Source organism: Rhizobium sp. NLR16a (genome assembly GCF_017948245.1).
GTDB lineage: Bacteria > Pseudomonadota > Alphaproteobacteria > Rhizobiales > Rhizobiaceae > Rhizobium.
Map to the genome: position 1 here is coordinate 4,034,541 of NZ_CP072865.1, position 23,583 is coordinate 4,058,123.

Genomic DNA, 23,583 nt, shown 5'->3' on the forward strand with positions numbered 1-23,583 from the left:
GGATCAGCCTCGTGCGAGAATCTGCGTGATTTCATCAACAAGTTGTTTGCCGCCATCGGCGGGAGATAACTGCCCGAACCCGACCTGTTCGGCGATGTTGCGCAGCATGAGTTCGCCTTCACCGGCACCGGCCGGCGGGGGCGGCGGCAATTTGCCGGCGAGGTCGCCAAGGCCGCTGACATATTCCAGCGGGACCTTGCCATTCTCGTCGAGCTTAGCTGCTACGACCTCGCGCATGGCAGCGGATTCCGGGATGCCGCGTTCGACGTCGAGCAGAACCGCTGCCTCGGGATTCTTGACGAAGAAATTGACGTAATCGACCGCCAGGTCCACGGATTTCGACTGGGCCGAAACCGAGAAGAACATCGACGGCTTGCGATAGTGGCCGCCCTTCGAATCCGGCTTGATGCGCATGTAGTTGGTCAGTGCCAGCTTATCCTTGTTCATTGCCTGATAGGCGACGAACTGGTTGGAATGGGCAAAACCGGCCGCAGCCTTGCCAAGCGACACCGTGTTGGTTTCGATATCGTTTTTGTCGAGAGCCTGGATATCTGCCGGAACGCAGGCGCCGGACGCACGGAACTTGGCCCACATGTCGTACCATTCCGAGGCGTCATCCACGTCGAATCCGATCTTGCCGTCGGCGGTATAAAGCGCCTTGCCGCGCTGGCGCAGCCAGTTTTCGAACAGTGGTTCGCCGCCGCTGCCGTCGGCGATGCCGAACATGCCCTTGCGCTTGCCTGCCTTGGTAATCTCAGCACCCATGCGACCAAATTCCTCCCAGGTGGTCGCCTGGGTCGGCAGATCGACGCCGGCCTCCTTGAAGGCAGTGGTGTTCAGCACCGTCGCAGCCGAGTTCGCGCCCAGGCTGACGCCGTAGAGATGGCCGTCGACGCTGCCGCCTTCAATTTGCGCCTTGTCGAAATCCCCGAGATCGAGCTTGGCAGGCATATAGGATTCAAGCGGGGCGAGCGCGCCGCGCCGTGCATATTGGACGATGTAACGGTAATCCATCTGGATGACGTCCGGCGCGTTGCGGCCCGCGACCTGGGTCGCAAGGCGCGGCCAGTAGTCGCCCCAGCCCAGGAACTCGCCGGTGATCGACGTCCCCGGATTCTTGGTCTGATAGAGCTGCGATACCTTGTTGGTGCGGTCGGCGCGCGGCTGCGAGCCCCACCACAGGAGACGCAGGCGCTTTTCCTGTGCCAAGGCGCTGGTTCCGAGCGCCGAGAGCGACAGAAGCGCGGCGCTTCCCGCAACGAAATTACGCCTGCTTACACGTAGAGTCATTTCTTTCCTCCTCCAAAGGGAAGCGCCTCCACACGCTTCCAAACTAGTTTCGCTTGCGCAAATAACTAATTGGTTACAAGCTACGTGCAAAGCGGCAAGGCTGTCAAGCGGTGTTGGCCAAAGCATGATGCCGAACGTGTAAGCGAGCGGACGACATCCTGCTCTCACTGCTTAAGTGGGAGCAGGATGATTTTGGGGGCTAACAGGCCTCATCATCCTGTTTCAGCAGGGGCCTTTCCAAATTCGGTTTTTACAATTTCGCACCGAAGGCTTATGAGCGCAACATGTGACGACAGGGGTGGAGCGATGAACGATAGCGGGGGAAATAACGGAAAGAAGCAAGCCCGGCGACCGTCGATGGAACGGACGGCCCAACGCGATCCGGAGCGGACACGCGCGGCAATCCTCGATGCGGCAACCCGGGAATTCGCCGAAAACGGCATGGGCGGCGCCCGCGTCGACGCCATCGCCGAACGGGCCGGCACCAACAAGCGCATGCTCTACCACTATTTCGGCGACAAGGAGCAGCTCTACCTCAAGGTGCTCGAAGAGGCCTATGTCGGCATCCGCACGGCCGAACGCGCGCTGCATATCGGCGACCGCAGCCCCGAGGAAGGCATCGGCGAACTGGCGCTCTTCACCTGGCGTTATTTCCTCGAGCACCCCGAATTCCTGAGCCTGCTCGGCACCGAAAACCTGCATCGCGCCCGGTGGCTGCGCCAGTCCGTCCGGCTCAAGGAGCTGCATTCGCATCTGATCGGCGAGCTGTCGCAGGTGCTCGAGCAGGGCAAGAAACAGGGTGTCTTCATCGAGACCGCCGATCCCCTGCACGTCTATCTGACGATCGCCTCGCTCGGCTATTTCTATCTTTCCAACCAGTACACGCTTTCGACGATCTTCGGCCGCGACCTGATCGAGCCGGCCAATCTCAGTGCCTGGGAAAGGCATATCGTCCACGTCACCCTCGCCTCGATCAAGCGCTGAACACTGAAAGCAGGATTTGGCTATTGACAGGCTCGCCGCTCTTCTGCCATCAAGTAACCGTTTAGTTACCGGCTTGGGAGGGCCGGGCGAGGACGCCCGCTCCCACCGCAAAAGATTGCAGGGAGGAAAATATGGCACGCTTGGGGATCATCTTGCACGGCGTCACCGGCCGCATGGGTTACAACCAGCACCTGGTGCGCTCTATCCTGGCCTTCCGCGACCAGGGCGGCATCACGCTGAAATCGGGCGAGAAACTCGAGATCGACCCGATCATCGTCGGCCGCAACGGCGCCAAGATGGAAGAGCTGGCGAAAAAGCACACCATCAAGCGCTGGTCGACCGATCTCGATGCTGCGCTGGCCAATCCCGACGACACGATCTTCTTCGATGCCGGCACGACGCTGATGCGCGCCGAGCTTCTGTCCAAGGCGCTCGACGCCGGCAAGCACGTCTATTGCGAAAAGCCGATTTCCGACGATCTGCAGGTTGCGATCGATCTCGCCCGCAAGGCACGGCGCTCCGGCCTCAAGCACGGCGTCGTGCAGGACAAGCTCTTCCTGCCCGGCCTGCGAAAGCTGGCGCTGCTGAAGGATTCCGGCTTCTTCGGCAAGATCCTCTCGGTGCGCGGCGAATTCGGCTACTGGGTCTTCGAAGGCGATTGGGGCGTGCCCGCCCAGCGCCCTTCCTGGAACTACCGCAAGGCCGACGGCGGCGGCATCATCCTCGATATGCTCTGCCACTGGCGCTACGTGCTGGACAACCTGTTCGGCGAGGTCAAGGCCGTCTCCTGCCTCGGCGCCACGCATATTCCGCGGCGCATCGACGAGCAGGGCAAGCCGTATGATTGCGACACCGACGATGCGGCCTATGCGACCTTCGAGCTCGACGGCGGGGCGATCGCCCAGATCAACTCCTCCTGGGCCGTTCGCGTGCGCCGCGACGACCTCGTCACCTTCCAGGTCGACGGCACGCATGGCTCGGCCGTCGCCGGCCTGACGAAATGCTGGAGCCAGCACCGTGTCAACACGCCGAAGCCGGTCTGGAATCCCGACCAGCCGCAGACGATCGACTTCTACAAGACCTGGGATGAGGTTCCGGATACCCAGGCCTTCGACAATGGTTTCAAGGCGCAGTGGGAAATGTTCATCCGCCACGTGGTCGAAGACGCGCCGTGGCCCTACGGGCTGGAAGCCGGCGCCAAGGGCGTGCAGCTCGCCGAACTCGGGCTGAAATCCTGGGCCGAGCGCCGCTGGCTCGACGTCCCCGCACTGGAGTTCTGAGCCGTGAGCACGATCAACCTTCCCCTCGACGGCAAGATCGTTCCCTACGCGCTCGCCGGCACGCCGATCGAACTCAAAAAACGCGATGCCAAGAGCTTTCCGCGCATCGCCTTTGCCGCTGCCCATGTGGTCGCCGATCCGCTTGCCGACAACGATCCCTGGCTGACGCCGGCGATCGATTGGGAGCGGACGCTCGCCTTCCGGCACCGGCTCTGGGATCTCGGCCTCGGCGTCGCCGAAGCGATGGATACGGCACAGCGCGGCATGGGCCTCGGCTGGCCGGAAGCCCGCGACCTCATCCGCCGGGCGCTTGCCGAGGCGGCCGGCCGCAAGGACGCGCTGATCGCCTGCGGCGCCGGCACCGATCATCTGTCACCCGGTCCGGACGTGACCATCGACACGATCATCAGGGCCTATGAAGAGCAGATCGAAACGGTGGAGGCGGCCGGCGGCCGCATCATCCTGATGGCAAGTCGGGCGCTTGCCGTCGCGGCCAAGGGGCCGGACGACTATATCAGGGTCTATGACCGCATCCTTCGCCAGGTCAAGGAACCCGTCATCATCCACTGGCTGGGAGAAATGTTCGACCCGGCGCTCGAGGGATACTGGGGCAATGGCGATCACCTGAAGGCAATGGAAACGTGTCTGCAGGTGATCGAAGCCAATGCTGCAAAGGTCGACGGCATCAAGATCTCGCTGCTTTCCAAGGAGAAGGAAGTGACCATGCGCCGGCAACTGCCGAGATCCGTGCGCATGTATACCGGCGACGATTTCAACTATGCGGAATTGATCGCCGGCGACGAAGAGGGCCATTCCGACGCGCTGCTCGGCATTTTCGACGCCATCGCCCCGGCAGCTTCGGCTGCGCTCGACGCGCTCGGCCGCAAGAGCAACCACGAATTCTTCGACCTTCTCGAGCCGACCGTTCCGCTATCGCGCCACATCTTCAAGACGCCGACCCGCTTCTACAAGACCGGCGTCGTCTTCCTCGCCTATCTCAACGGTCTGCAAGATCATTTCGTCATGGTCGGCGGCCAGCAGAGCACCCGCTCGCTGGCGCATCTGGCCGAACTCTTCCGACTGGCCGACAAGGCGCGGGTTCTTGCTGATCCCGAACTCGCCGCAAGCCGCATGCGCCAGGTGCTCGCGGTCCACGGCGTCAACTGACGCCGCTATACCTGACGGAAGGAGAATGACATGCAGGTCGAAGGACTTTCGATCAATCTGGCGACGATCCGTGAGCAATGCGGCTTTGCCGAAGCCGTCGATACCTGCCTGAATCACGGCATCACCTCGATCGCGCCCTGGCGCGACCAGGTCGCCAAGGTCGGCCTCGACGAGGCGGTGCGGATCGTTAAATCGAACGGTATCAAGCTGACCGGCCTTTGCCGCGGCGGCTTCTTTCCGGCGGCAAACGAGGCCGACTGGCAGAAGAATCTCGACGACAACAGACGGGCCATCGACGAGGCGGCCGCCTTTTCCGCCGATTGCCTCGTGCTCGTCGTCGGTGGTTTGCCGGGTGCATCGAAAGATATCGTCGCGGCTCGTCAGATGGTACTCGACGGCATTGCCGCCGTGCTGCCGCATGCGCAGGCTGCCGGCGTGAAACTTGCAATCGAGCCGCTGCACCCGATGTATGCCGCCGACCGGGCCTGCGTGAACACGCTCGGCCAGGCGCTCGACATGTGCGAGCCGCTCGGCGAGGATGTCGGCGTGGCGATTGACGTCTACCATGTCTGGTGGGATCCCGATCTTGCCAACCAGATTGCTCGCGCCGGACGCATGAACCGTATCTTCGCCCATCACATCTGCGACTGGCTGGCGCCGACGAAGGACATGCTGCTTGACCGCGGCATGATGGGCGATGGCGTCATCGACCTGAAGGGCATAAGACGGATGATCGAAGCCGCCGGTTTCTTCGGCGCACAGGAAGTGGAGATCTTCTCGGCCGAAAACTGGTGGAAGCGTCCGGCCGACGAGGTGATCGCCACCTGCGTCGAGCGGTTCCGGAGCTGCTGCCAGATGTGATTCTTGAGCATTTCCGTTTTTCTTCGAAACACGAAAATGCTCTATCTCTTTGTTTTTACGCAATTCCGGACGCAAAAACCGCTGCACACTTTTGCTGGAATTGCTCTGAAATCCCATTGTTTCATCACGTATGAAAGAGGAGTCATTCGATGGAGAAACGCCGTTTTGCCCTGATCGGCACCGGTAACCGTGGCACCACCATGTGGGGCAAAGACCTGCTTGCCGGCTGGCGCGAACATGTCGATCTCACAGCCATCGTCGAAAAGAACGCGCTACGCGGCGAGCGCGCCCGCAACATGATCGGCAGCAATGCGCCGCTCTATGACAACATCGAATCCATGCTCGCCGAGCAGAAGCCGGATCTTGCCATCGTCTGCACGCCCGACCATACGCATGACGATATCATCGTGCGGGCGCTGGAATCCGGCATCGATGTCATCACCGAAAAGCCGATGACCACTTCGATCGAGAAAATTCGCCGGATTCTCGACGCCGAAAAACGCTCCGGCCGCCGGGTCGACGTCTCCTTCAACTATCGCTATGCGCCGACAGCCGCGAAGATCAAAGAGCTCCTGAACGCCGGTGAGATCGGCCGCGTGACCTCGGTTGATTTTCACTGGTACCTCAACACCAAGCACGGCGCTGATTATTTCCGCCGCTGGCATGCCTATACGGAAAATTCCGGCAGCCTGTTCGTCCACAAGGCCACCCACCATTTCGATCTGCTGAACTGGTATCTCGACAGCGATCCGGAAGCCGTCACCTCGTTTGCCGACCTGCAGAACTACGGCCGCAGGGGCCCGTTCCGCGGCCCCCGCTGCAAGCTCTGTCCGCACGCGCAGGAATGCGACTATTATCTCGATATCGAAAAGGATCCCTTTCTCGATCAGCTTTACGAGGATCCTTCGAAGATCGACGGCTATTTCCGAGACGGCTGCGTCTTCCGCGAAGATATCGACATTCCCGACACGATGGTCGTGTCCATCCGCTACCGCAACAACGTCCATGTCTCCTATTCGCTGAACACCTTCCAGCCGATCGAAGGCCATCACCTCGCCTTCAACGGTATCAAGGGACGTATCGAGCTTCGCCAGTATGAGGCTCAGCCCTGGGAGGTGCCGAAGGAAGACACGATCCTTCTCATTCGCAATTTCCCGAATGGGAAGGAGGCGGTGGAGCGCATCGTCGTGCCGCATTTCACCGGCGGCCATTACGGCGGCGACGATCGGATGCGCAACATGATCTTCAAGCCCGGCATGGAAGATCGGCTCGGCCAGCGCGCCGGCACACGGGCGGGCGCCATGTCCGTGCTCTGCGGCATTGCGGCGCTGACGAGCTCGCGCACCGACAAGGTGGTCGATATCGCCGAGTTGATGCCCGAGCTTGCCAATGACGGCTCGCCCAATTCCTTGAGATCACCACGCTGACGCGTGTCCCTGACGGGATGCGTCAGGCGATATTTTCGAGATCCTGCCGGCTGATCTGGTAGAGCAGCGGCCGGCCCGTTGTAAAACGCTCGACCTCGTCCGCCGCCATCGCACCGAGACGCGCCCGTTCCAGGCCGATGGCGCCGGCGATGTGCGGCGTCAGGAAGACATTGGGCAGATCGTAGAATGCCGAACCCACTTCCGGAATTTCCGGATCGGTGACGTCGATCACCGCGTCGATGCGGCCGGTCTTCAGCTCCGAAAGCAGGGCTGCCTCATCAATGAGGATTCCGCGCGCGGTGTTGATCAGCGTTGCCCCGTCCTTCATCAGCGACAGTCTTCGCGCATCGATCATATGCTGCGTCGACGGCAGCGACGGCGCGTGCAGGGAAACAATATCGGCTTGCCGCATCAATTCGTCGAGATCGACCTTTTCAGCTCCGAGACCGGCTGCTTCGGCGGCATCGAGCATGGGATCGAACAGCAGCAGCCTGTAGTCGAAAGGTTTCAGGAGTTCGATCACCCGCCTGCCGATGCGCGAGGCGCCGACGATGCCGAGGGTTCGGCCATAATTGCCGATCGCTTCGCGCTGCATCGGATAAGTCCGATCGCGATTGCGGTCGCCGACGTAAAGCTCGCGGAAGCGGAAGGCGCGTTTGCCGGCAAAAAGGATCGCGGCGAGCGTGAATTCGGCAACCGGCACGGCATTGGCCTCGGCCGCGTGGCTGACCGCGATGCCGGCTTCGAAGATGGCGTCATCGATGATGCCCTTGACCGTACCGGCCGCATGGACGACGAGGCGCAGCCGCGGCGCGACAGCAGGGATCTCAGGCCCGACACAGGGCGCACCCCAGCCGGTGATCAGGATTTCCGCTCGGGAAAGCAGGCGTCTCGCCCGCGCGTCGTCCAGCCGCTGCAGCGGCTCGGGATCAAGCAGGCGGCCGATCGCATCGAGCCGGCGCAGGATCTCATCGGGCAGGACATGCTCCGTGCGGGACGGCTCCATGGCAAGGACGATGGCCGGTCGGCTCATGGCATCTGACCCGGTGCTTCGATGGCGCTGACGGTCACGCCCTTTTCCCGCACCAGCGCCTGCAGCGCCGCAATATCGGGCGCTTTCGGCGGCTGCGTCCAGGCCGACGAGACGGCGGCGGGATCGTCGAGCGCCAGCACCGCCGTCACCAGGATGGTCTCGCCGGCCGGAATCTGACCGCGCAGTTGTGGCACGATGGTCTTGGCGACGATCACATTGGTGTTGGGTTGGGCCTTCTGCGCGAGCCCGACACGTTTGATCGAAGAGCCGAGATCGAGAATGCCGGTGAAATCGGCTTCACCGATCGCATAGGCTGCCCCCTCCGAGGCCGACAGCCGATCCTGCTCGAAGTCGCGGCGGCCGGTGGCAAAGCCGCCTTCGGCAATCCGCAGCGGCCGGCCCGACCTGATCCGGTGGAGGCGGATATGCCAGGGGGCGGCGGGCACGAGCCAGGTTTCGACTTCGGCATCGGGGAAGGGCGACCATCTCGAATGAAGCACATCACCCGCGAGCCGGGCTTCCTCATTCGTTTCACGCACGCGGTAGTGCAGGCCGTCATCGCTGAAGGCCAGCATCGAATCGAAGGCGGCCAGCGCAAAGCCGCGTTCATCGGACTCGACGCTGAAGCCGTACCGGGCCGAATATGCGAATTTCGCGTATTTCTCAGTGCCAAAACGCATCTGCAGGTTTTCCTGGCCAGAAGACAGCGCCACGACATCGCCGCCTGCCCGCATCAGAACCATGCCGGGATGACGCTGGGGAACGACCTCGGGCGCCGGCTCCGGCGCCTTCTCGCTGGCGGTCCAGAAGGGATGATCCCCAGCGATTGCGAGCGGCAGAAAGGCCTTCAAGGCCCAATAGGGCGAGCCGGCGGAGTTGTAGCTCTCCGACATCAGCAGGTTCGGGTAGCCGAAACCGATCGACAGAACGCCGTCACGATCGGCAATCGGCTTGTCCCTCCACCAGCGCAGATGCTGCAGGCAGAGATGCTTGACCTCGCCCCAGGGCAAAGCCTCGAGATCGGCAAAGGCGAGCGCCGACCAGAAGCCAGCGCAGGCAAAGCGATAGGTCAGGCTGCGGCCGAAGGGGATCGTCGCGCCGTCGGCGGCAAACCAGTGGCGGAAATCTCGGGCGAAGAAGATGGCGCGCTCGCGATAGCGTTTCGCATAATCGTCATCGACGAGCTTCGAATAGATCAGCCCGTAAAAATGCATGGCGAAGGGAATGTAGTGGTCGATGCGGCGCACGTTTCCGTCGCGATACCAGCCGTCGCCGATATAGAAGCCTTCGAGCTCCTGCAGATATTGCCGCGTCAGGCTGCGGTCGAAATCAACGCCGAGACGATCGAGGGCGATATCAACGAAGATGCGGAAAAATTTCCAGTTGTTGTCGGCATAGTCGAACTGCCTGGCATGTTTGAGATAGGCGACGACATTGCCACGGGCACGCGCATCAAGCGGCTCCCAGATCTTTTCCGGCACCAGCGCCAGGGCAAAGCCGAGGGCAGCAAGCTCGACCATCCGCTGATCCCGGCCGTTGACTGTTCCCCAATATTCGGGATGGGCGGGGTCGGTGCCGTTTGCGAGGCCTTCGGCAAAACGATGCCAATGGGCGAATTCTCCACCACCGGCGCCAAAAGGGGCCAATCCCCAGAGCGGGCGGGCGAAACCCTCGAGATCGGCGGCCGCCCGATCGAAATGGGCGGCGAGACCACTGAGCCTGACGCGGGCATTGCCCTTGGAAAAACAGGGAAGCAGCGGATCGAAGAGCGCGAGCAGAGCGCGGCTCATATCGGCGCGGCTTTCCAGCGGATTGCCGGCAAGCGGATTGGCGCTGGCGGGATCATAGGTCATCGGCACCTCACGGGTTCTCGGCATTGGCAACGGTCCCTCCCGGAACGGGAACGACCGCCTGGCAGATGTGGCGCGCAGCCGCTGTTCGGTTGCGGAACCGGGTGAGCATCATCGACACAGCCTCGCGCCCGAGGGCAGCCCGATCGACCCGCATGGTGGAAAGCCGCGGATTGGTCATCAATGCGCAGGGCAGATCATCAAAGCCGACAATCGCGAAATCGTCCGGCACTCGCAGGCCGGCTTCGGTGACCGCCTCCAATACGCCGACGGCAATGAAATCATTCATGCAGAACGCCGCGGTGAAGCCGGCATTCTCGGCAAGAACTGCCGCGGTGCGTTCATGAGCCTCGCGGCTTGCGCTACCCTGCAGCGCCAGCGAAACGAATCGTCCTTCGGCGCCGGGGACGGCGGAGATCGCCGCCTCGAAGCCACGAATGCGCTCCCGAATCGTATGGCGGTGAGAGCCGCTCAGATGCAGGATACGGCGATGGCCAGCCCTCGTCAGCCGGCTGGCCGCCTCGTAGGCCCCAAAGAAATTAGCCGGCGAAACACCGTCGAACTGCATCCTGGGATCAGTGCCATTGACAAGCACGGTCGGCGTCATGGTGGCCCGCAGCCAATCACGCAGAGTGTCGTTGGGATCGATGCCGACGAGAAAAAGACCCTGGGCACCCGCCGCCTGCATATAGTCGCGCAGGGCATCCGGCGTGATTCGATCCTCGCGGACCATGCGAATTTCGAAGGGCATGCCCGCTTCGGCGGCTCCGGTACGCAAGCCGTCGACGATCGCTTCGTAGAAGACGCTGAGCCCGCCGGTGACGCCGTCGCTGGCAATCAGCGCCAGCCCGCCGGCAACGGCTTCGGCAGCAGGTTTGACCGGATAACCGTGTTCGGCGGCCACCTTCAATATCTGCCGCCGGACGGTTTCGCTGATCCCAGGTTCGTTGGCGAGCACGCGCGACACGGTCGAAACGGAGACGCCGGCCAATGTGGCTATGTCGGCCTGTCGCAGCCGTCTGACTTTTTCATCGCTCATAGGCAAACTTTATGCAAATAATGCAAATTTGCAATACCAGAGTTTATTTCTTGCAATAAATTCGTTTTTGCGTAACCTGTCTCACGAAAATGCCGGACGACGCCATGGAGGATGGCAGCGGACATATTGGGACAAGGGAGGATACCGATGCAGGTCAATCGCCGTTCATTTCTGATGGGTTCAGCCGGTGCATTCGCCGGCCTTGCCTTTGGCGCCGGAAGCGCCGTCCCGGCCTTTGCCGAAGACACGCAGCTGCGAGCCATGTGGTGGGGGTCGAACGACCGCGCCAAGCGGACGCTCGACGTCGCCAAACTCTACCAGTCGAAAACGCCCGGTGTGACGATCATCGGTGAATCGCTTTCGGGCGACGGCTACTGGACGAAGCTCGCCACGCAGATGGCCGGCCGCTCGATCGCTGACGTCTTTCAGCTCGAGCCCGGAACCATCTCCGATTATTCCAAGCGCGGCGCCTGCATGCCGCTCGACGAATTCGTCCCCTCGACGTTGAAGGTTCAGTCCTTCGGTGCCGACGTGCTGAAACTGACCACCATCGACGGGAAACTCTACGGTGTCGGCCTCGGCCTCAACTCTTTCTCAATGTTCTTCGACACGGTGGAATTCGAAAAGGCAGGCATTCCGGTGCCGACACCCGACCTGACGTGGGATGAATATGCCAAGCTCGCGGTGGAACTCGGCAAGTCCTCGGGCAAGGCAGGCGGCCCTTATGCGGCCCGCTACGCCTATGTCTTCGATGCCTGGCTGCGCCAGCGCGGCAAAAGCCTCTTTGCTAAGGAAACGGTCGGTCTCGGTTTCACGGCCGACGATGCCACGGAGTGGTTCGACTATTGGGAGAAGCTGCGCAAGGCAGGAGGCACCGTTGCTGCCGACGTCCAGACGCTCGATCAGAACACCATCGACACCAACGCCCTCGGTCTCGGCAAATCGGTGATCGGCATGGCCTATTCCAACCAGATGATCGGCTATCAGCTGATCATCAAGAACAAAATCGGCATCACCATGCTGCCGCGGGAAAGGAAGGGCGGGCCGTCGGGCCACTATTACCGCCCTGCGCTGATCTGGAGTGTCGGCGCCACGACAAGGAATGGCGAAGCGGCCGCGAAATTTATCGACTTCTTCGTCAACGACATCGAAGCCGGCAAGATTCTCGGCGTCGAGCGCGGCGTGCCGATGTCGCCGGCCGTGCGTGAAGCCATTCTACCGCAGCTGAACCCGACTGAGCAGGAAACGGTCAAATACGTCAATATGCTCAAGGATCAGGTCGGCGAATATCCGCCGCCGGTGCCGATGGGTGCAACGCAATTCGACCAGCGCGTGCTGCGCCCGATCTGCGACGAACTCGCCTTCGAACGGACCTCGCCCGCCGATGCGGCGACCCGGCTCGTCGAAGAGGGTAAGGCAACGCTCAAGGGATGATCGCCTGCCTGATATGAAAGGAGAGGGCCGCAAACCCCGGCGGGCCTCTCCCTCGCAACATCAGTTGGCCGCCAAGCTCTCGACCACGCGCCAGTCAGGCCGGCCGAGATTGAACGGCCAGGCGTTCACGTCCCGGTCATTGAAATAGACCACTTCCCGAAGGTTCGGGAAGGCGCCCTGCTTCAGAGTCGCGGTGTCGATCCAGGGCCTCATATAGGCGTCGCCGCCTTCGTAGCCGAGCTCTGCGACCCAGATGGGCTTTCCGTAGCCGGCGACGAGATCATACCCCTGCTTCAGCGCCTCCGAAAAGGTCCGGTGCGTGTTGTAAGCAAGTTCATCATAGCGCTCCAGCCCGAAGACCGACAATCCGACGAGATCGACATAATCGTCGCCGGGATAGTAGTCCTGCAGGCCCGGCAGGCCCTTCGGCGACCACATTATTTCGGTGCCGGGCGCCTCCTCGCGGAGGATGTCCATCATTCTTTTGTAGGCGGTGATATAGTCTTGCGGGTCCCAGCCGGCCCACGAAAACCGCCCGGATTTGTCTTCCATCTCCTGTCCCCAGCGGAGGATCACGGGGCTTTTCAGCTGGGATATCATTTGCGCGATCGCCCGCATGTTGACATCGTAGTCGCCGCGCAGAACCTTTGCGCGAAGCTCGCCCGAGGTCAGCCGCCAATCGACATCCCAGGACCAAGGCTCCACCGTTATCAGCAGGTTGCGGCCCCTGGCCAGCGCATAGGCATCCGCGATGCGCAGCGTCTCCAGGTCAACGTCTTCCCACGGCAAGAACAGAGCTTCGGTCGAAACGTTGGCCTGAGCGCCGAAATCCCCATGCGGGTCGTAGGCGCCGAACTTGATGCCATCGGCATGAACGACCGGGCGTTTGTCGATGATCGTCCGCGCGCTCGCCGCCGGGTTCGACGCAATGCCCGCATATTGCACCTCACTTCGGCCCGGCAGTTCCGCGACGCACAACAGCAGCAGCGCGATGGCGGCGGTGGAGAGGTGATTTTTCGTCAGCTTCTTCATGGCTCACCCTCCTTTTCGGGCTATTTCCTGATGCAGCAGGAGCTGCTTCAGGTCATACGCCTTGGCGCTGACGGTATCCGTGGAGACGAGCTTGCGGAATTCGTCATCCTGGCGCACCGAAGAATGGCGGAAGACGTACCAATCGCCGTCGGGCTGACGGCGCTGGTAGATCGTGTTGCCGATCTTGCGGTGACCGAAACAGGTGCTGGCACGCGCTGCTCCCTCGGCATTCGTCCAGGTCGCGCGCATGCAGAGCTGGCCGAGATCGTCGACCACCCATTTGCCTTCGGCGAAGGACTGCTTGCCCTTGTCGTTGGTCCAGGCCACGAACCGCCGGCCCTCATCGAAGAAACGGCCGCCGCCGGTGCCCCAGGTCCAGGTCTTGTCACCGTAGATACGATAGAGTTCATAGGCGCTGAGCGGTGTCGGCGGCTTCTTAGCGGCCTCGGCAGCTTGCGCCACCACAGGCAGGCACAGGCTGAGAGCCAGGGCTATGCCATACAGTCTCGGTCCGATGCTCATTGTATACTCCTCTCGACACATGCCGGTTGGCCGGTTCAAACACCCTGTTGGTCCCGTCCCGTGCTTCCGAATCCATTCCACCTGAGGCGAAACTTCACGGTCCTGGTCTTGCCGAGCCCGGCCCCGGCGACGGCAAATTGCGATTGGCTGAAACTGACAAGCGTCTGGCCATGAGAAAGGGCTTCGAGGCCGCGCAGACCGTGATTGCCCGCCTGCATGCCGCCGGTGACACAGATCGCCAAACCCATGGCCGTCGCGAACCAAAGGCCGCGCGATTGCGGCAGCAGCGGCAGGCCGTTCTCGATCGCATGGCGAATGACGATCAGCACCGTCAACGACAGATAGATCGCGAGGTTCATCGCGGCGAAAAGATAGAAGCCCTGAGCGGCGGCCTCGCCGGCGAGCGCCATGGCTGCGGCGCAAAGCCCCGCGAGAGCAAGATAGGGCGCAACGACACGCAGCGGCAAAGACTGCTGCTGCTGCTTTCCCTTCGGGGTGATGCGAAAGTCGACGAAAGAACCGGAGACATGGTCGCGAATGGCGGCCAGGCTGCCGGCCAGCGACCATGGCCAGCGCAGAAAGATGAAGGCGAGCCCTTCCCAGCCAAACAGTTTCGCATCGCACGGCCGGAAAGTTCCCGTGGCCCGCCAGAAGAAAGCAAAGAGCGCCAGCACGATCGATATCGGCGCGAAATGCAGCAGAAAATCCGGATAGGTCACGTTGACGAAGACCTGGCCCGTCAGCAAGGCGGCCACCGGCAGCAGGAACGTCACTGCCATGACGGTGGAGAAGAGCGGATACCACAGCTGCGAAAAGACGAACTGGAATTTCAGCCGCCAGGGCAGATGGATGACATAGCGGCGGGAATATTGCAGCAGGATGGTGACGAGGCTGCGCGACCACTGGAATTCCTGCACGGCGAGATCGACGAAATTCGCCGGGCCGTCGCCATGAGCGATCGCATCGATCGCGTGGACGCCGCGCCAGCCGCCGGCGTTCATCATCAGCGTGGTCGAATGATCTTCGGCAAGCTCGGGCCCAAGGCCCCCGATCTGGCGAAGGGCTGATGTGCGGACCGCATAGTGGGAGCCGATGCAAAGGGGCGCCCAGCCATTGTTGTAACCGGTCTGCAGCGAGCCGTGCAGACTTGCCTCTGCGTAGAGCCTGCCGCGCGCGACCCAACTCGCCGCGGCATTCGCATCACAGATGCTGGGAGCGGAAACATAGCCGACGCCAGGATCGGCGAAGGGGCGCAGGACTTCACGGAGATAAGTCGGTGTCGGCACATGATCGGCATCGAACTGGGCGACGAAATCGTAACGCGCATAACCGAAATGGTCGTAGAAATAGGCAAGATTGCCTTCCTTGCACCGCGTCCGGCGCGGCCAGGTCGTGCGGTGATACTCCGCCACGCCCTTTCGCGTCGAGATCAGCACGCCGTGCTCGGCGCACCAGCGTCTGGTTTCCGCGGAAGGATCCTCGTCGGCCAGCCAGACATCGAAGTCGACACCGGTCTGATCGAGCATCGCCTGAAGCGTGGCGCGGACGACGGCAAAGGGCTCGGACGGCGCCTTGGTGACGACCATCGCCACGCGTCCTTCCGGCAGCCGGGCGCGCGAACTGATCGCTCTCGCATCGAGGAAGATCAGGATGAAATAGGCAGGCACAAGCGTGATCCAGGCAAGCACGACGGTGACGAGCACGAAGGCTGACCAGGAGATGATATGGGCGGACTGACACCACCAGATCCAGAAATAGCCGAGTGCCGCCAGCCAGCAGAAGATGCCGAAACCATAGGCGACACGCTTCCGACCGGTGAAAACCGGGTTGAATGCATCAGCGGCGGCTTTCGCCGTCCTGATCCGGTGATCGATCTCCGAAACCAGGCTCATGCCGTCACCTCCAGCCCGAAGGTGGGTCCGGCCGTGCGGATGATGGTGTCGAGATCCGAAAGAGCCGGCACGAAGCCGAGCTCTGCTTTGGCCCGAGCCGTATTGGCAAAGAGGATCGGCGGATCGCCGGGGCGGCGAGCGCGATAACGGACGGGGACTTCGCGGCCGCTGGCGCGATAGACCGCGTCGAGGATCTCGCGCACTGACGTGCCGCGGCCGGAACCGAGATTGACGCTGAGCGAGGCGCCGTCTGCGATCAGGTGGTTGACGGCGGCCAAATGCGCCTGCGCAAGATCGCTGACATGGATATAGTCGCGAACACAGGTTCCGTCCTCGGTCGAATAGTCGGTGCCGAAGATATCGAGCCGCTCCAGCCTGCCGGCGGCAGCCAGGAGGGCGCGAGGAATGAGATGTGTCTCGGGCTCGTGACGCTCAGAAAGCTCGCCCTCCGGGTCGGCGCCGGCCGCGTTGAAATAACGCAGGGCGGCGAAGCGGATGCCGTAGGCGGCAGCAAAATCCTCGAGCGCCATCTCGAAGATCAGCTTGGTGCGGCCATATGGATTGACCGGTTGCTGCAGGCTTTCCTCCCGTACCGGCAACGAGGCGGGAACGCCATAGGTGGCGCAGCTGCTCGAAAAGACGATCTTGTCGATGTCCTGGTCGAGACAGGCCTCGAGCAGCGTGAGACTGCCGACGACATTGTTGCGGTAATATTTCCTCGGCATGTCGACGGATTCGCCGACATAGGCGTTGGCGCCGCAATGGATGACGCAATCCGGCGAAAATTCAGCCATCGTCTGGCGTAGCGCGGCTGCGTCGCCGAGCTCACCGCGGACGAGCGGGCCCCAGCGGACACTGTCGGCATGTCCGGTCGAGAGGTTGTCGTAGGTAACCGGAATCATCCCGACGCGCGACAGCGCTTTGCAGATGTGACTTCCTATGAAACCGGCGCCGCCGGTGACGAGAATATAGCGGGGCATCTCATACAGCCTCCGCCTGCTTCGTCCCGGCTAGCAGGCCGTCGAAATATTCGACCGTGCGCGCCAAGCCGGCTTCGAGCTCGATATGAGGCTGCCATGCCAGCTCCGTCTTCGCCCGGGAGATGTCCGGCCGCCGCTGGCGGGGATCGTCGACGACAGCAGGCAGGTGAACGATGCGGGAACGCGAATTCGTGAGGTCCCGGATGATCTCCGCCAAGCGTCGGACGGTGAACTCGCCCGGGTTGCCGAGATTGATCGGGCCGTGGCATGCACTGCCGGAGGCCGAGAAACGCAGGAAACCTTCGACAAGATCATCGACATAACAGAAAGAGCGGGTCTGCTGGCCGTCGCCGTAGATGGTCAGGTCGGCGTTGCGCAGGGCCTGCACGATGAAGTTGGAGACCACCCGGCCGTCATCCAGGCGCATGCGCGGGCCGTAGGTGTTGAAGATGCGGCCGACCTTGATATCGACGCCGTAGGTCCTGTGGTAGTCGAAGAACAGGGTTTCGGCGCTGCGTTTTCCCTCGTCGTAACAGGCGCGCGGTCCGATGGAGTTGACATTGCCGCAATAGGATTCGCGCTGCGGGCTCTGGGTCGGGTCGCCATAGACTTCCGAGGTCGACGACTGAACGACAATCGCGCCCGTCTTTCGCGCGCAGTCCAATGTGTTGACGGCGCCAAGTACGTTGGTGAGCAGGGTACCTACCGGGTCCCGTTGGTAGTCGGGCGGAGAGGCCGGCGAGGCGAAGTTGAAGATCAGCGACGCTTCGATATCGAAGGGCTGACGGACATCGTGCTCGATGATGCGAAAGCGGGGGTTCGACGCGAGATGCTCGACATTCGCACGGCGCCCGGTCGAAAAATTGTCAAGGCATATGACGCTGTGGCCGCCCAGCAGAAGCCTTTCACAGAGATGCGAGCCAAGAAAGCCGGCTCCGCCATTTACAAGAGCGGTGCCCATATACTTGAGCACCGCCATGTTCTTTACTTCAGAGCCTTCGCCGGGAACGAAACTACGCATTACAAACTCCTCCCCACGGTTTAGTCTTTTGTTTTATGGATACGCTTCACACCCCCTTACCCGGATGGATATTCACGCAACTAAGCACAAATACATGAATAAACCTCCAAGGTTATTCTTCATTTAGCTCATTTACTATTGAAATGATAGGGAGATTGTTACCGCGGTCAACTTTAAAAGCGCAAAATATCCCAAATAATTACATAGTTGTTCTTTAGAATAACAAATGATTAATCATTTTACTTGTTTTCTCACGTAAAACGGGAATCGTGCCGCTGCTCAAGCTTTGCTCAATAAATACGAGATAGAAGAGGGGAGAGGTCGGTCGCGCAGAACTGCACGACCGGTCTTGCATCCGGAAGCGTCATATGCGAGGGATCTGGTCATGTTTAAAAATCGGGCCGCAGCCCAGCCGAAAGGCTGGCGTCCATTTCATTTTGCGATGCTTGCCGGGGGAGCGACGCTTCTTGCGATCGGAGCGACGGCTTGTGCGGTTGACGACGACATGGCGGTCATCGCGAAAAAGAATGTTGTCGTCGTCGAGACGCCGTCCGTGTCGAAGGCCTATACCTACCCGGAAAAACGAACTGCTCGGCCGACTGCGGCACGAGCCCACATCGTCGCCTATCACGGGTCCGCGCGCTATATCTGCTCTCCAAGCGGCTTCGGGCAGAAGTCGCGCTGCTTTGCGCGTCCCTCGATCTGAAGCAAAAGCGCCGCTGCATATTCCTTAAATCGGAATCGATTTAAGGATAGAACTAGGCTCAACGCAAAAGTGAGACAACGCTCGTTGCGCGCATGAAAAGCGCGCGGCGCAATCGATCAGTTGCGCCACCGGCTGGACATGTCGTCATCGCCGACCGGATGGTCGTTGAAGAAGCGGGACGCTGCTTCCGTGCGGTTTCGGACGTTCATCTTCTTATAGATGTTGCGGACGTGAACCTTCACCGTGTTTTCGGAAAGATGCAGCTTGTCGGCAATAATCTTGTTCTGCGTCCCCTTGCAGATGAGGTCCAGGATCTGAACCTCCCGGGTCGTCAAGGCGGAGATGCTGTCGCGTCTCAGCTTGAGCGCATTGTTGCGGGCGGCATCAACCGATTTGGTCTGATAAAGTGAGGGCTCCAGCTGGGCCCCCTTATTGGTGAGGCGGTTGAGAAGCGCGGAGGGAAAATGCTCCCCGCCTTTCATCAGCAGATCCACTGCGGCCATGAAGACATCAAGTCGAAGATTAAGCGGCAGGACGCCGTCGATGATCCTTGCCTCCACCAAACGGCTGACATAAGGTTCCATCATGTCGATGGCCTCGACGACAAGCCCGATCGAGGTTTCCGGGTGATTTTCTCTGACCGCCTGCAGCGCGTCTTGCAGCTCAGGCGCAGGTATATGGTAAAATAAGACGAGCTTTATATCGCTGGTATCCTTTTCCAGCATCGGATTTGCGTTCGTTATGCTTGGCACATCGCAATTGGGAAATTTCTTTGCCAGCGCTTCCACCATGCATTCTGAAAACAGATCAGCCTTGGCTACTACAAGGATAGTATCTCCGGATGGGCTAGACTTTCTTGCCTGGTCCGCATTCTCCATTCCTGAGCCTGTCATGAACATATACGCCTCCCCTAGCGGTACACTTTACTCAAACATGAAGCGATGGCAGGTATAAGATAGTATGAAATGCCGGTCCTATTGTGACATCGCCTTCTTCTTTAGACATTTCTTAATTATGTTAATACGGATTGAGAAGGAAGGAAATGGCCCAAAGTGATTAGTTTTAGGGAGCGAGAAACAATAAGATACTGCGTATCGGTTGTATTTTTATCCATCCTTATACTTCGAGGTTATATTTGCCCCCACTATAGATAATTCAGTGGATGTAATGTTTCAGTACAAATTGTAATATTTTTGCGATCTGCCCCTGAAGATTACGAGACAAGCGAAACGCTCGCAAGTTGGCGCTCAACCCGGTGATGCCTGGCAGAAGCCTCGCATTCCGGCTGCATCGCAGGGCTGATATCGTGCCGGAGACCCTCGTGGGCTGGAACAGGGGGCGCCTGCAAGGTGAAGAAAGGCGGCCGCGTCTGCACTGGCACGCTTGCGCGGCTGTTGAAATGCACCCGACCGGGCGCATCATCACCATGCTCTTTGATTTTGAGCTGCAATCGCTGCTAAAAGAGGCGTGAGCCTATTTTGCACTCCTCAGTGAGACGTCATGCAGATTGATGCGGACAGGGCGGAACGGGAACGGCTTCTGGCCATTCTCGATTTCTGGCATAAAATCGAGTTTTTCATACCTTATGATCTCTCCAGTCGCCTTGTCTCCGGCGAAGGACGGACCGTTTTCTGGCTACATGCAGAGACGCTCTTGCAGGACAGCGCTGCACTCAGCCGTCCTGTCATACCCGAGGAGAAGCAGATCACCGGCTTTACCCTGTTCCTCGGCGTTTTCAGCAAATCCGAGATTGCCGAGATCCGCAGGCACTTCGACAGCGCTGCGGTCGACATTGCCGAGTATGAGGATGCCGAACGCGGCGATCTCGATGGCGATACCTGCTTTGCCAGCCTGCAGCTTACTCCGCTCGGACAGCCGATGTTCGAAACATTTTCCGTCTCGACGCTTCCGTGGGCCCTCGGACGGGTACGGAAAACCGGTCTCTCCTCGCTCAGCCATGAGGCATTTGCAGACGGCAAGCGGCAGCTGTCGGAGTTACTTCAGAACTTTCAGGCGCAGCGACAGCTGGGATCTTCATCCTTCGAGGCTGCCGCCGATCAGCCGATCGATGCCGTCGAAATCCTGGCGCTGCACGAATTGCTCTGCGATTGGGCGGGTTTTGCCTCGCGCCAGGAAAAGCCCATCGCCGCCGTTGAAATCCGCTACCGCGACAGGGCGGAAAGACCCGAGCTGATCTCGTTGCCGCCTCAACAGGAGGACCATGCATCCAATGCCGACGAGGAAGACGAAAGTGCAAGCCTTGATGAAGACATTGGCATTCTGAACAGCTTCTTCATCGAGGATATCGAACGGGCGATGATCTGCGTCAAGCAGGGCAATATCCCGGAGCCGCTCCGGCGGTACCTCAACCCGCCGGCAGGTGAAAATCGGGTCGACCTTTATTCGGAGGAAGGGCGCCGGTCGATCATTCGGGCGCTGCATCCCGGCAATCTCAACCGTGGACGCTGGCTGAGCGAGCCTCACCTTGCAATGAGCCTCATGCAACAGTTCGCGATCAATTCGGCGATCGGCGGCCTGTCGGAAACGGGATTGTTCTCAGTCAACGGCCCGCCGGGCACCGGAAAGACGACCCTGCTTCGGGACATGTTCGCCGACAATATCGTTCGGCGCGCCCGGGTGCTCTCCTCCTTGACGATGGCGCGCGACGCCTTTGACGGAACGCTGCGCCGTGTCGGTTTTGCGGATCGGAGCACCGCCTCCATATCCGCGCTGATCCCGGCTCTTGCCGGGTTCGAAATGGTCGTCGCCTCCTCCAACAATGCCGCCGTGGAGAATATTTCGCGCGACCTTCCCAAGCAGAGCTCGATCGCAAGGACATCTTCATTTCAATATCTGCAGACGGTCGCGCACAAGATCGCCTGCCAGAAAGACAATGGAGCAGTCATCAAGCTCTCCGACGGCGATCGCCCGTGGGGGTTGATCGCCTGTGCGCTCGGCAACTCCAGAAACCGCCGAGCCTTCAAGGAACGTTTCGCCTTCATGGAAATCGCCGAAAGGCCGAAGCCCGGCTGGTCGGGCGCCGCAAAGCCGCAGACCATCTGGGAATGGTTGAAGAGCTATGAGGGGCCAAGCTTTGCCGAAGCGGCATCGGCTTTTCATGCCGCCGACGAGATGGTTCGCGAAAAGATCGGCCAATATGCGCGTTATGCCGATCTCCGCGATGAAATAGCACCCGTTTCGCAGGATGCATTCTGCCGCGAGGCGCTTGAGAGGGTGGCCGCCGCCGCGGACGAAGTTTTGCATGCGCAGAACCGATGCGAGATGCTGGCGACCGAAATGCGCCGCATCGCCGACGGTTTGGCTTATCTGAAGGAGGAGCAACAGTTGCTCGACCGCAGCGCTCCTGCACGATGGAAGAGGGTGCTCTCGACCAACCCGGCCCGGCAGCATCGGCAAGACGTCATCGGCAATGCGCGGAAGCAGCTGGAACTGCGTAAAGCGCTGGCCGAATGCGAAGATCGGCTTGCAAAAACCGAAAGACCCGCGCTGGAACTGGCTTTGCGAGCGCATGACCGGGCCGAACGGTCCCTGCGGTCACGACGAAAAATCTGGTCTGCGAAAAAGGAGGAACTCGAGCGGCTGGGGGAAATTCTCGATCGTCCCACCGCACCGGAGCGTCTCACCGATCTCGATAAGGATCAGGTGCAGATCGACGGTCTCTGGCATCAGGACGAACTGGCGGCTCTGCGTTCGGCATTGCTGGAAGCAGCGCTGACGCTGCATGAAGCTTGGTTGGCCGATGTCGGCAGGAAGGGCGGAGGTTTTGGCGGAAATATCGTTGCCATCACCAAGCTGCTTTCCAACAACAATCCCGTCGATGACAAACACATCGCATCGATCTGGCAGAGCCTTTTCATGATCGTTCCGATCGTCTCCACGACGTTCGCGTCCTTTGCCAAGCAGTTCCGCGGGCTCAAGCCCGGCTCGATCGGCTGGGTCTTCATCGATGAAGCCGGCCAAGCGGTGCCGCAGGCGGCGGTCGGGGCTTTGTTGCGGGCGCGCCGCGTCATGGTGATCGGCGATCCCTTGCAGATCGAACCGGTTTTCACGCTTCCGAGCGCGCTGATTTCAGGCGCCTCGGCTCTTTCACCCCACACGGCGGCAGGTCAATATTCGCCGAACAGGGCGTCGGTGCAGATGCTGGCCGATGCCGCCAATCGCTACGGAACGACGCTTCAGGGCGAAGAGGCAGATCGGCTCTGGATCGGCAGCCCACTCAGGGTGCATCGACGCTGCATCGATCCGATGTTCAGCCTTGCCAATCAGATCGCCTATCAGAACAAGATGATCTTCGGGCTGCACGAGCGCCGACCGGCCGGCGACGCATCGCCCTTTTATGGCGACAGCGCCTGGATCGACATCAAGGGCAAGGTATCGGGCAAACAGGCCGTTGCCGAGCAGACCGACTTCATCGTCGACCTCCTCGCCTCGACTTATCGCCGAGACGGTGCATTGCCGGACATCTACCTCATCTCCCCGTTCAAGGAGATCAAGACCAGTTTGAGACGGGCTCTTTTCCATGCGGTCTGGATCGACCAAGACGGATATGCGCGCGGATCTCCAGCGAAACTGCAGAAATGGCTTCAGGAACGGGTCGGCACGGTTCACACCTTCCAGGGCAAGGAAGAAGATATCGTTTTCATGGTCCTCGGCGCCGATGCCGAGCATCGCGGAGCGGCCGGCTGGGCCGCATCCAAGCCAAACCTGTTGAACGTGGCGCTGACGCGCGCCAAGCGTCGTTTCTACATCGTCGGCGACCGCACGCTCTGGCAAACGCTCCCCTATTTCAGGGAAGCAGCAAATGCATTGCAGACGATCCGGCCCGCGGAATTCCTGGCCCGCAACGAGCTGAACGTGAGAGATCGGACTCCGGCGCCGTTCGCTGAACGCATGCTTTGACGTTTCCCGGAAACATAGAAAGCCCGCACGAGGCGGGCTTTTTGGGAAGATTGGTTGCGGGGGCAGGATTTGAACCTGCGGCCTTCAGGTTATGAGCCTGACGAGCTACCGGGCTGCTCCACCCCGCGATATTTCATTCCGGACG

General features: G+C 60.7%; 19 protein-coding genes and 1 tRNA gene. 9 read left to right on the forward strand and 11 right to left on the reverse strand.

The window, feature by feature from the left end:
• Positions 1-3 precede the first annotated feature (3 nt).
• A complete protein-coding gene (locus J7U39_RS19590) occupies positions 4-1,290 on the reverse strand; it encodes an extracellular solute-binding protein (RefSeq protein ID WP_210629684.1) in 1,287 nt (428 codons plus the stop codon).
• Positions 1,291-1,596: 306 nt separating this feature from the next.
• Here J7U39_RS19590 and J7U39_RS19595 point away from each other — a divergent pair, with 306 nt between their 5' ends.
• From J7U39_RS19595 to J7U39_RS19615, 5 genes are all read left to right on the forward strand, one after another.
• Positions 1,597-2,274, forward strand: a complete 678-nt coding sequence (locus tag J7U39_RS19595) for a TetR/AcrR family transcriptional regulator (RefSeq protein ID WP_210629685.1) — start codon at positions 1,597-1,599, stop codon at positions 2,272-2,274.
• Between the two features lie 131 nt (positions 2,275-2,405).
• A complete protein-coding gene (locus tag J7U39_RS19600) occupies positions 2,406-3,554 on the forward strand; it encodes a Gfo/Idh/MocA family oxidoreductase (protein ID WP_210629686.1) in 1,149 nt (382 codons plus the stop codon).
• Between the two features lie 3 nt (positions 3,555-3,557).
• The gene (locus J7U39_RS19605) at positions 3,558-4,721 is read left to right on the forward strand and encodes a dihydrodipicolinate synthase family protein (RefSeq protein ID WP_210629687.1); all 1,164 of its coding nucleotides are present in this window, start codon (positions 3,558-3,560) and stop codon (positions 4,719-4,721) included.
• Between the two features lie 30 nt (positions 4,722-4,751).
• Complete coding sequence (locus tag J7U39_RS19610; RefSeq protein WP_210629688.1) at positions 4,752-5,582, forward strand: sugar phosphate isomerase/epimerase family protein; 831 nt, start codon at positions 4,752-4,754, stop codon at positions 5,580-5,582.
• Positions 5,583-5,731: 149 nt separating this feature from the next.
• Complete coding sequence (locus J7U39_RS19615; RefSeq protein ID WP_210629689.1) at positions 5,732-7,009, forward strand: Gfo/Idh/MocA family oxidoreductase; 1,278 nt, start codon at positions 5,732-5,734, stop codon at positions 7,007-7,009.
• A gap of 22 nt (positions 7,010-7,031) precedes the next feature.
• Here J7U39_RS19615 and J7U39_RS19620 read toward each other — a convergent pair whose 3' ends face one another.
• From J7U39_RS19620 to J7U39_RS19630, 3 genes are read right to left on the reverse strand one after another with little or no spacing between them, the layout of a single operon-like run.
• Positions 7,032-8,042: a hydroxyacid dehydrogenase gene (locus J7U39_RS19620; RefSeq protein WP_210629690.1), complete on the reverse strand. Its 1,011-nt coding sequence runs from the start codon at positions 8,040-8,042 to the stop codon at positions 7,032-7,034.
• The gene (locus J7U39_RS19625; RefSeq protein ID WP_210631715.1) at positions 8,039-9,895 is read right to left on the reverse strand and encodes a DUF2264 domain-containing protein; all 1,857 of its coding nucleotides are present in this window, start codon (positions 9,893-9,895) and stop codon (positions 8,039-8,041) included. Before J7U39_RS19625 ends, J7U39_RS19620 begins: the two co-directional genes overlap by 4 nt.
• A 7-nt stretch (positions 9,896-9,902) precedes the next feature.
• Positions 9,903-10,931, reverse strand: a complete 1,029-nt coding sequence (locus J7U39_RS19630) for a LacI family DNA-binding transcriptional regulator (protein WP_210629691.1) — start codon at positions 10,929-10,931, stop codon at positions 9,903-9,905.
• Between the two features lie 147 nt (positions 10,932-11,078).
• Between J7U39_RS19630 and J7U39_RS19635 the strand changes: the two genes are divergently transcribed.
• Positions 11,079-12,365, forward strand: a complete 1,287-nt coding sequence (locus tag J7U39_RS19635) for an ABC transporter substrate-binding protein (protein WP_210629692.1) — start codon at positions 11,079-11,081, stop codon at positions 12,363-12,365.
• A 60-nt stretch (positions 12,366-12,425) separates the two neighbouring features.
• Here J7U39_RS19635 and J7U39_RS19640 read toward each other — a convergent pair whose 3' ends face one another.
• The 5 genes from J7U39_RS19640 to J7U39_RS19660 are packed head-to-tail and all read right to left on the reverse strand — an operon-like array spanning position 12,426 to position 17,812.
• Entirely contained in the window at positions 12,426-13,397 is a 972-nt protein-coding gene (locus J7U39_RS19640) for a glycosyl hydrolase (protein ID WP_210629693.1), read from the reverse strand.
• A gap of 3 nt (positions 13,398-13,400) precedes the next feature.
• Positions 13,401-13,919 (reverse strand): DUF995 domain-containing protein, encoded by a 519-nt coding sequence (locus J7U39_RS19645; protein WP_210629694.1) that lies wholly within the window; start codon positions 13,917-13,919, stop codon positions 13,401-13,403.
• 35 nt (positions 13,920-13,954) lie between these two features.
• Positions 13,955-15,811 (reverse strand): glycosyltransferase family 2 protein, encoded by a 1,857-nt coding sequence (locus J7U39_RS19650; RefSeq protein WP_210629695.1) that lies wholly within the window; start codon positions 15,809-15,811, stop codon positions 13,955-13,957.
• Complete coding sequence (galE, locus tag J7U39_RS19655; RefSeq protein ID WP_210629696.1) at positions 15,808-16,791, reverse strand: UDP-glucose 4-epimerase GalE; 984 nt, start codon at positions 16,789-16,791, stop codon at positions 15,808-15,810. The genes J7U39_RS19650 and galE overlap by 4 nt, the downstream gene beginning before the upstream one ends.
• A 1-nt stretch (position 16,792) precedes the next feature.
• The gene (locus J7U39_RS19660; RefSeq protein ID WP_210629697.1) at positions 16,793-17,812 is read right to left on the reverse strand and encodes a UDP-glucuronic acid decarboxylase family protein; all 1,020 of its coding nucleotides are present in this window, start codon (positions 17,810-17,812) and stop codon (positions 16,793-16,795) included.
• A gap of 385 nt (positions 17,813-18,197) precedes the next feature.
• On the opposite strand from J7U39_RS19660, the gene J7U39_RS19665 reads away from it, so the two are divergent.
• The gene (locus tag J7U39_RS19665; RefSeq protein ID WP_210629698.1) at positions 18,198-18,518 is read left to right on the forward strand and encodes a hypothetical protein; all 321 of its coding nucleotides are present in this window, start codon (positions 18,198-18,200) and stop codon (positions 18,516-18,518) included.
• A gap of 116 nt (positions 18,519-18,634) precedes the next feature.
• On the opposite strand, the gene J7U39_RS19670 is transcribed toward J7U39_RS19665, so the two are convergent.
• Positions 18,635-19,417 (reverse strand): response regulator transcription factor, encoded by a 783-nt coding sequence (locus J7U39_RS19670; RefSeq protein ID WP_210629699.1) that lies wholly within the window; start codon positions 19,415-19,417, stop codon positions 18,635-18,637.
• Positions 19,418-19,758: 341 nt separating this feature from the next.
• Here J7U39_RS19670 and J7U39_RS19675 point away from each other — a divergent pair, with 341 nt between their 5' ends.
• Both J7U39_RS19675 and J7U39_RS19680 read left to right on the forward strand, forming a co-directional pair.
• The gene (locus J7U39_RS19675) at positions 19,759-19,989 is read left to right on the forward strand and encodes a hypothetical protein (RefSeq protein ID WP_210629700.1); all 231 of its coding nucleotides are present in this window, start codon (positions 19,759-19,761) and stop codon (positions 19,987-19,989) included.
• A 29-nt stretch (positions 19,990-20,018) separates the two neighbouring features.
• Positions 20,019-23,438 (forward strand): DEAD/DEAH box helicase, encoded by a 3,420-nt coding sequence (locus J7U39_RS19680; RefSeq protein ID WP_210629701.1) that lies wholly within the window; start codon positions 20,019-20,021, stop codon positions 23,436-23,438.
• 51 nt (positions 23,439-23,489) lie between these two features.
• Here the strand turns inward: J7U39_RS19680 and J7U39_RS19685 are convergent.
• Positions 23,490-23,566, reverse strand: a tRNA-Met gene (locus tag J7U39_RS19685).
• Positions 23,567-23,583 lie beyond the last annotated feature (17 nt).

Excerpts from the sequence above, each read along its gene's own strand:
- J7U39_RS19590 (WP_210629684.1), bottom strand. The coding sequence starts at position 1,290 with ATGACTCTACGTGTAAGCAGGCGTAATTTCGTTGCGGGAAGCGCCGCG.
- J7U39_RS19595 (WP_210629685.1), top strand. The coding sequence starts at position 1,597 with ATGAACGATAGCGGGGGAAATAACGGAAAGAAGCAAGCCCGGCGACCG.
- J7U39_RS19600 (WP_210629686.1), top strand. The coding sequence starts at position 2,406 with ATGGCACGCTTGGGGATCATCTTGCACGGCGTCACCGGCCGCATGGGT.
- J7U39_RS19610 (WP_210629688.1), top strand. The coding sequence starts at position 4,752 with ATGCAGGTCGAAGGACTTTCGATCAATCTGGCGACGATCCGTGAGCAA.
- J7U39_RS19615 (WP_210629689.1), top strand. The coding sequence starts at position 5,732 with ATGGAGAAACGCCGTTTTGCCCTGATCGGCACCGGTAACCGTGGCACC.
- J7U39_RS19620 (WP_210629690.1), bottom strand. The coding sequence starts at position 8,042 with ATGAGCCGACCGGCCATCGTCCTTGCCATGGAGCCGTCCCGCACGGAG.
- J7U39_RS19625 (WP_210631715.1), bottom strand. The coding sequence starts at position 9,895 with ATGACCTATGATCCCGCCAGCGCCAATCCGCTTGCCGGCAATCCGCTG.
- J7U39_RS19630 (WP_210629691.1), bottom strand. The coding sequence starts at position 10,931 with ATGAGCGATGAAAAAGTCAGACGGCTGCGACAGGCCGACATAGCCACA.
- J7U39_RS19635 (WP_210629692.1), top strand. The coding sequence starts at position 11,079 with ATGCAGGTCAATCGCCGTTCATTTCTGATGGGTTCAGCCGGTGCATTC.
- J7U39_RS19640 (WP_210629693.1), bottom strand. The coding sequence starts at position 13,397 with ATGAAGAAGCTGACGAAAAATCACCTCTCCACCGCCGCCATCGCGCTG.
- J7U39_RS19645 (WP_210629694.1), bottom strand. The coding sequence starts at position 13,919 with ATGAGCATCGGACCGAGACTGTATGGCATAGCCCTGGCTCTCAGCCTG.
- J7U39_RS19650 (WP_210629695.1), bottom strand. The coding sequence starts at position 15,811 with ATGAGCCTGGTTTCGGAGATCGATCACCGGATCAGGACGGCGAAAGCC.
- galE (WP_210629696.1), bottom strand. The coding sequence starts at position 16,791 with ATGCCCCGCTATATTCTCGTCACCGGCGGCGCCGGTTTCATAGGAAGT.
- J7U39_RS19660 (WP_210629697.1), bottom strand. The coding sequence starts at position 17,812 with ATGCGTAGTTTCGTTCCCGGCGAAGGCTCTGAAGTAAAGAACATGGCG.
- J7U39_RS19665 (WP_210629698.1), top strand. The coding sequence starts at position 18,198 with ATGTTTAAAAATCGGGCCGCAGCCCAGCCGAAAGGCTGGCGTCCATTT.
- J7U39_RS19670 (WP_210629699.1), bottom strand. The coding sequence starts at position 19,417 with ATGTTCATGACAGGCTCAGGAATGGAGAATGCGGACCAGGCAAGAAAG.
- J7U39_RS19680 (WP_210629701.1), top strand. The coding sequence starts at position 20,019 with ATGCAGATTGATGCGGACAGGGCGGAACGGGAACGGCTTCTGGCCATT.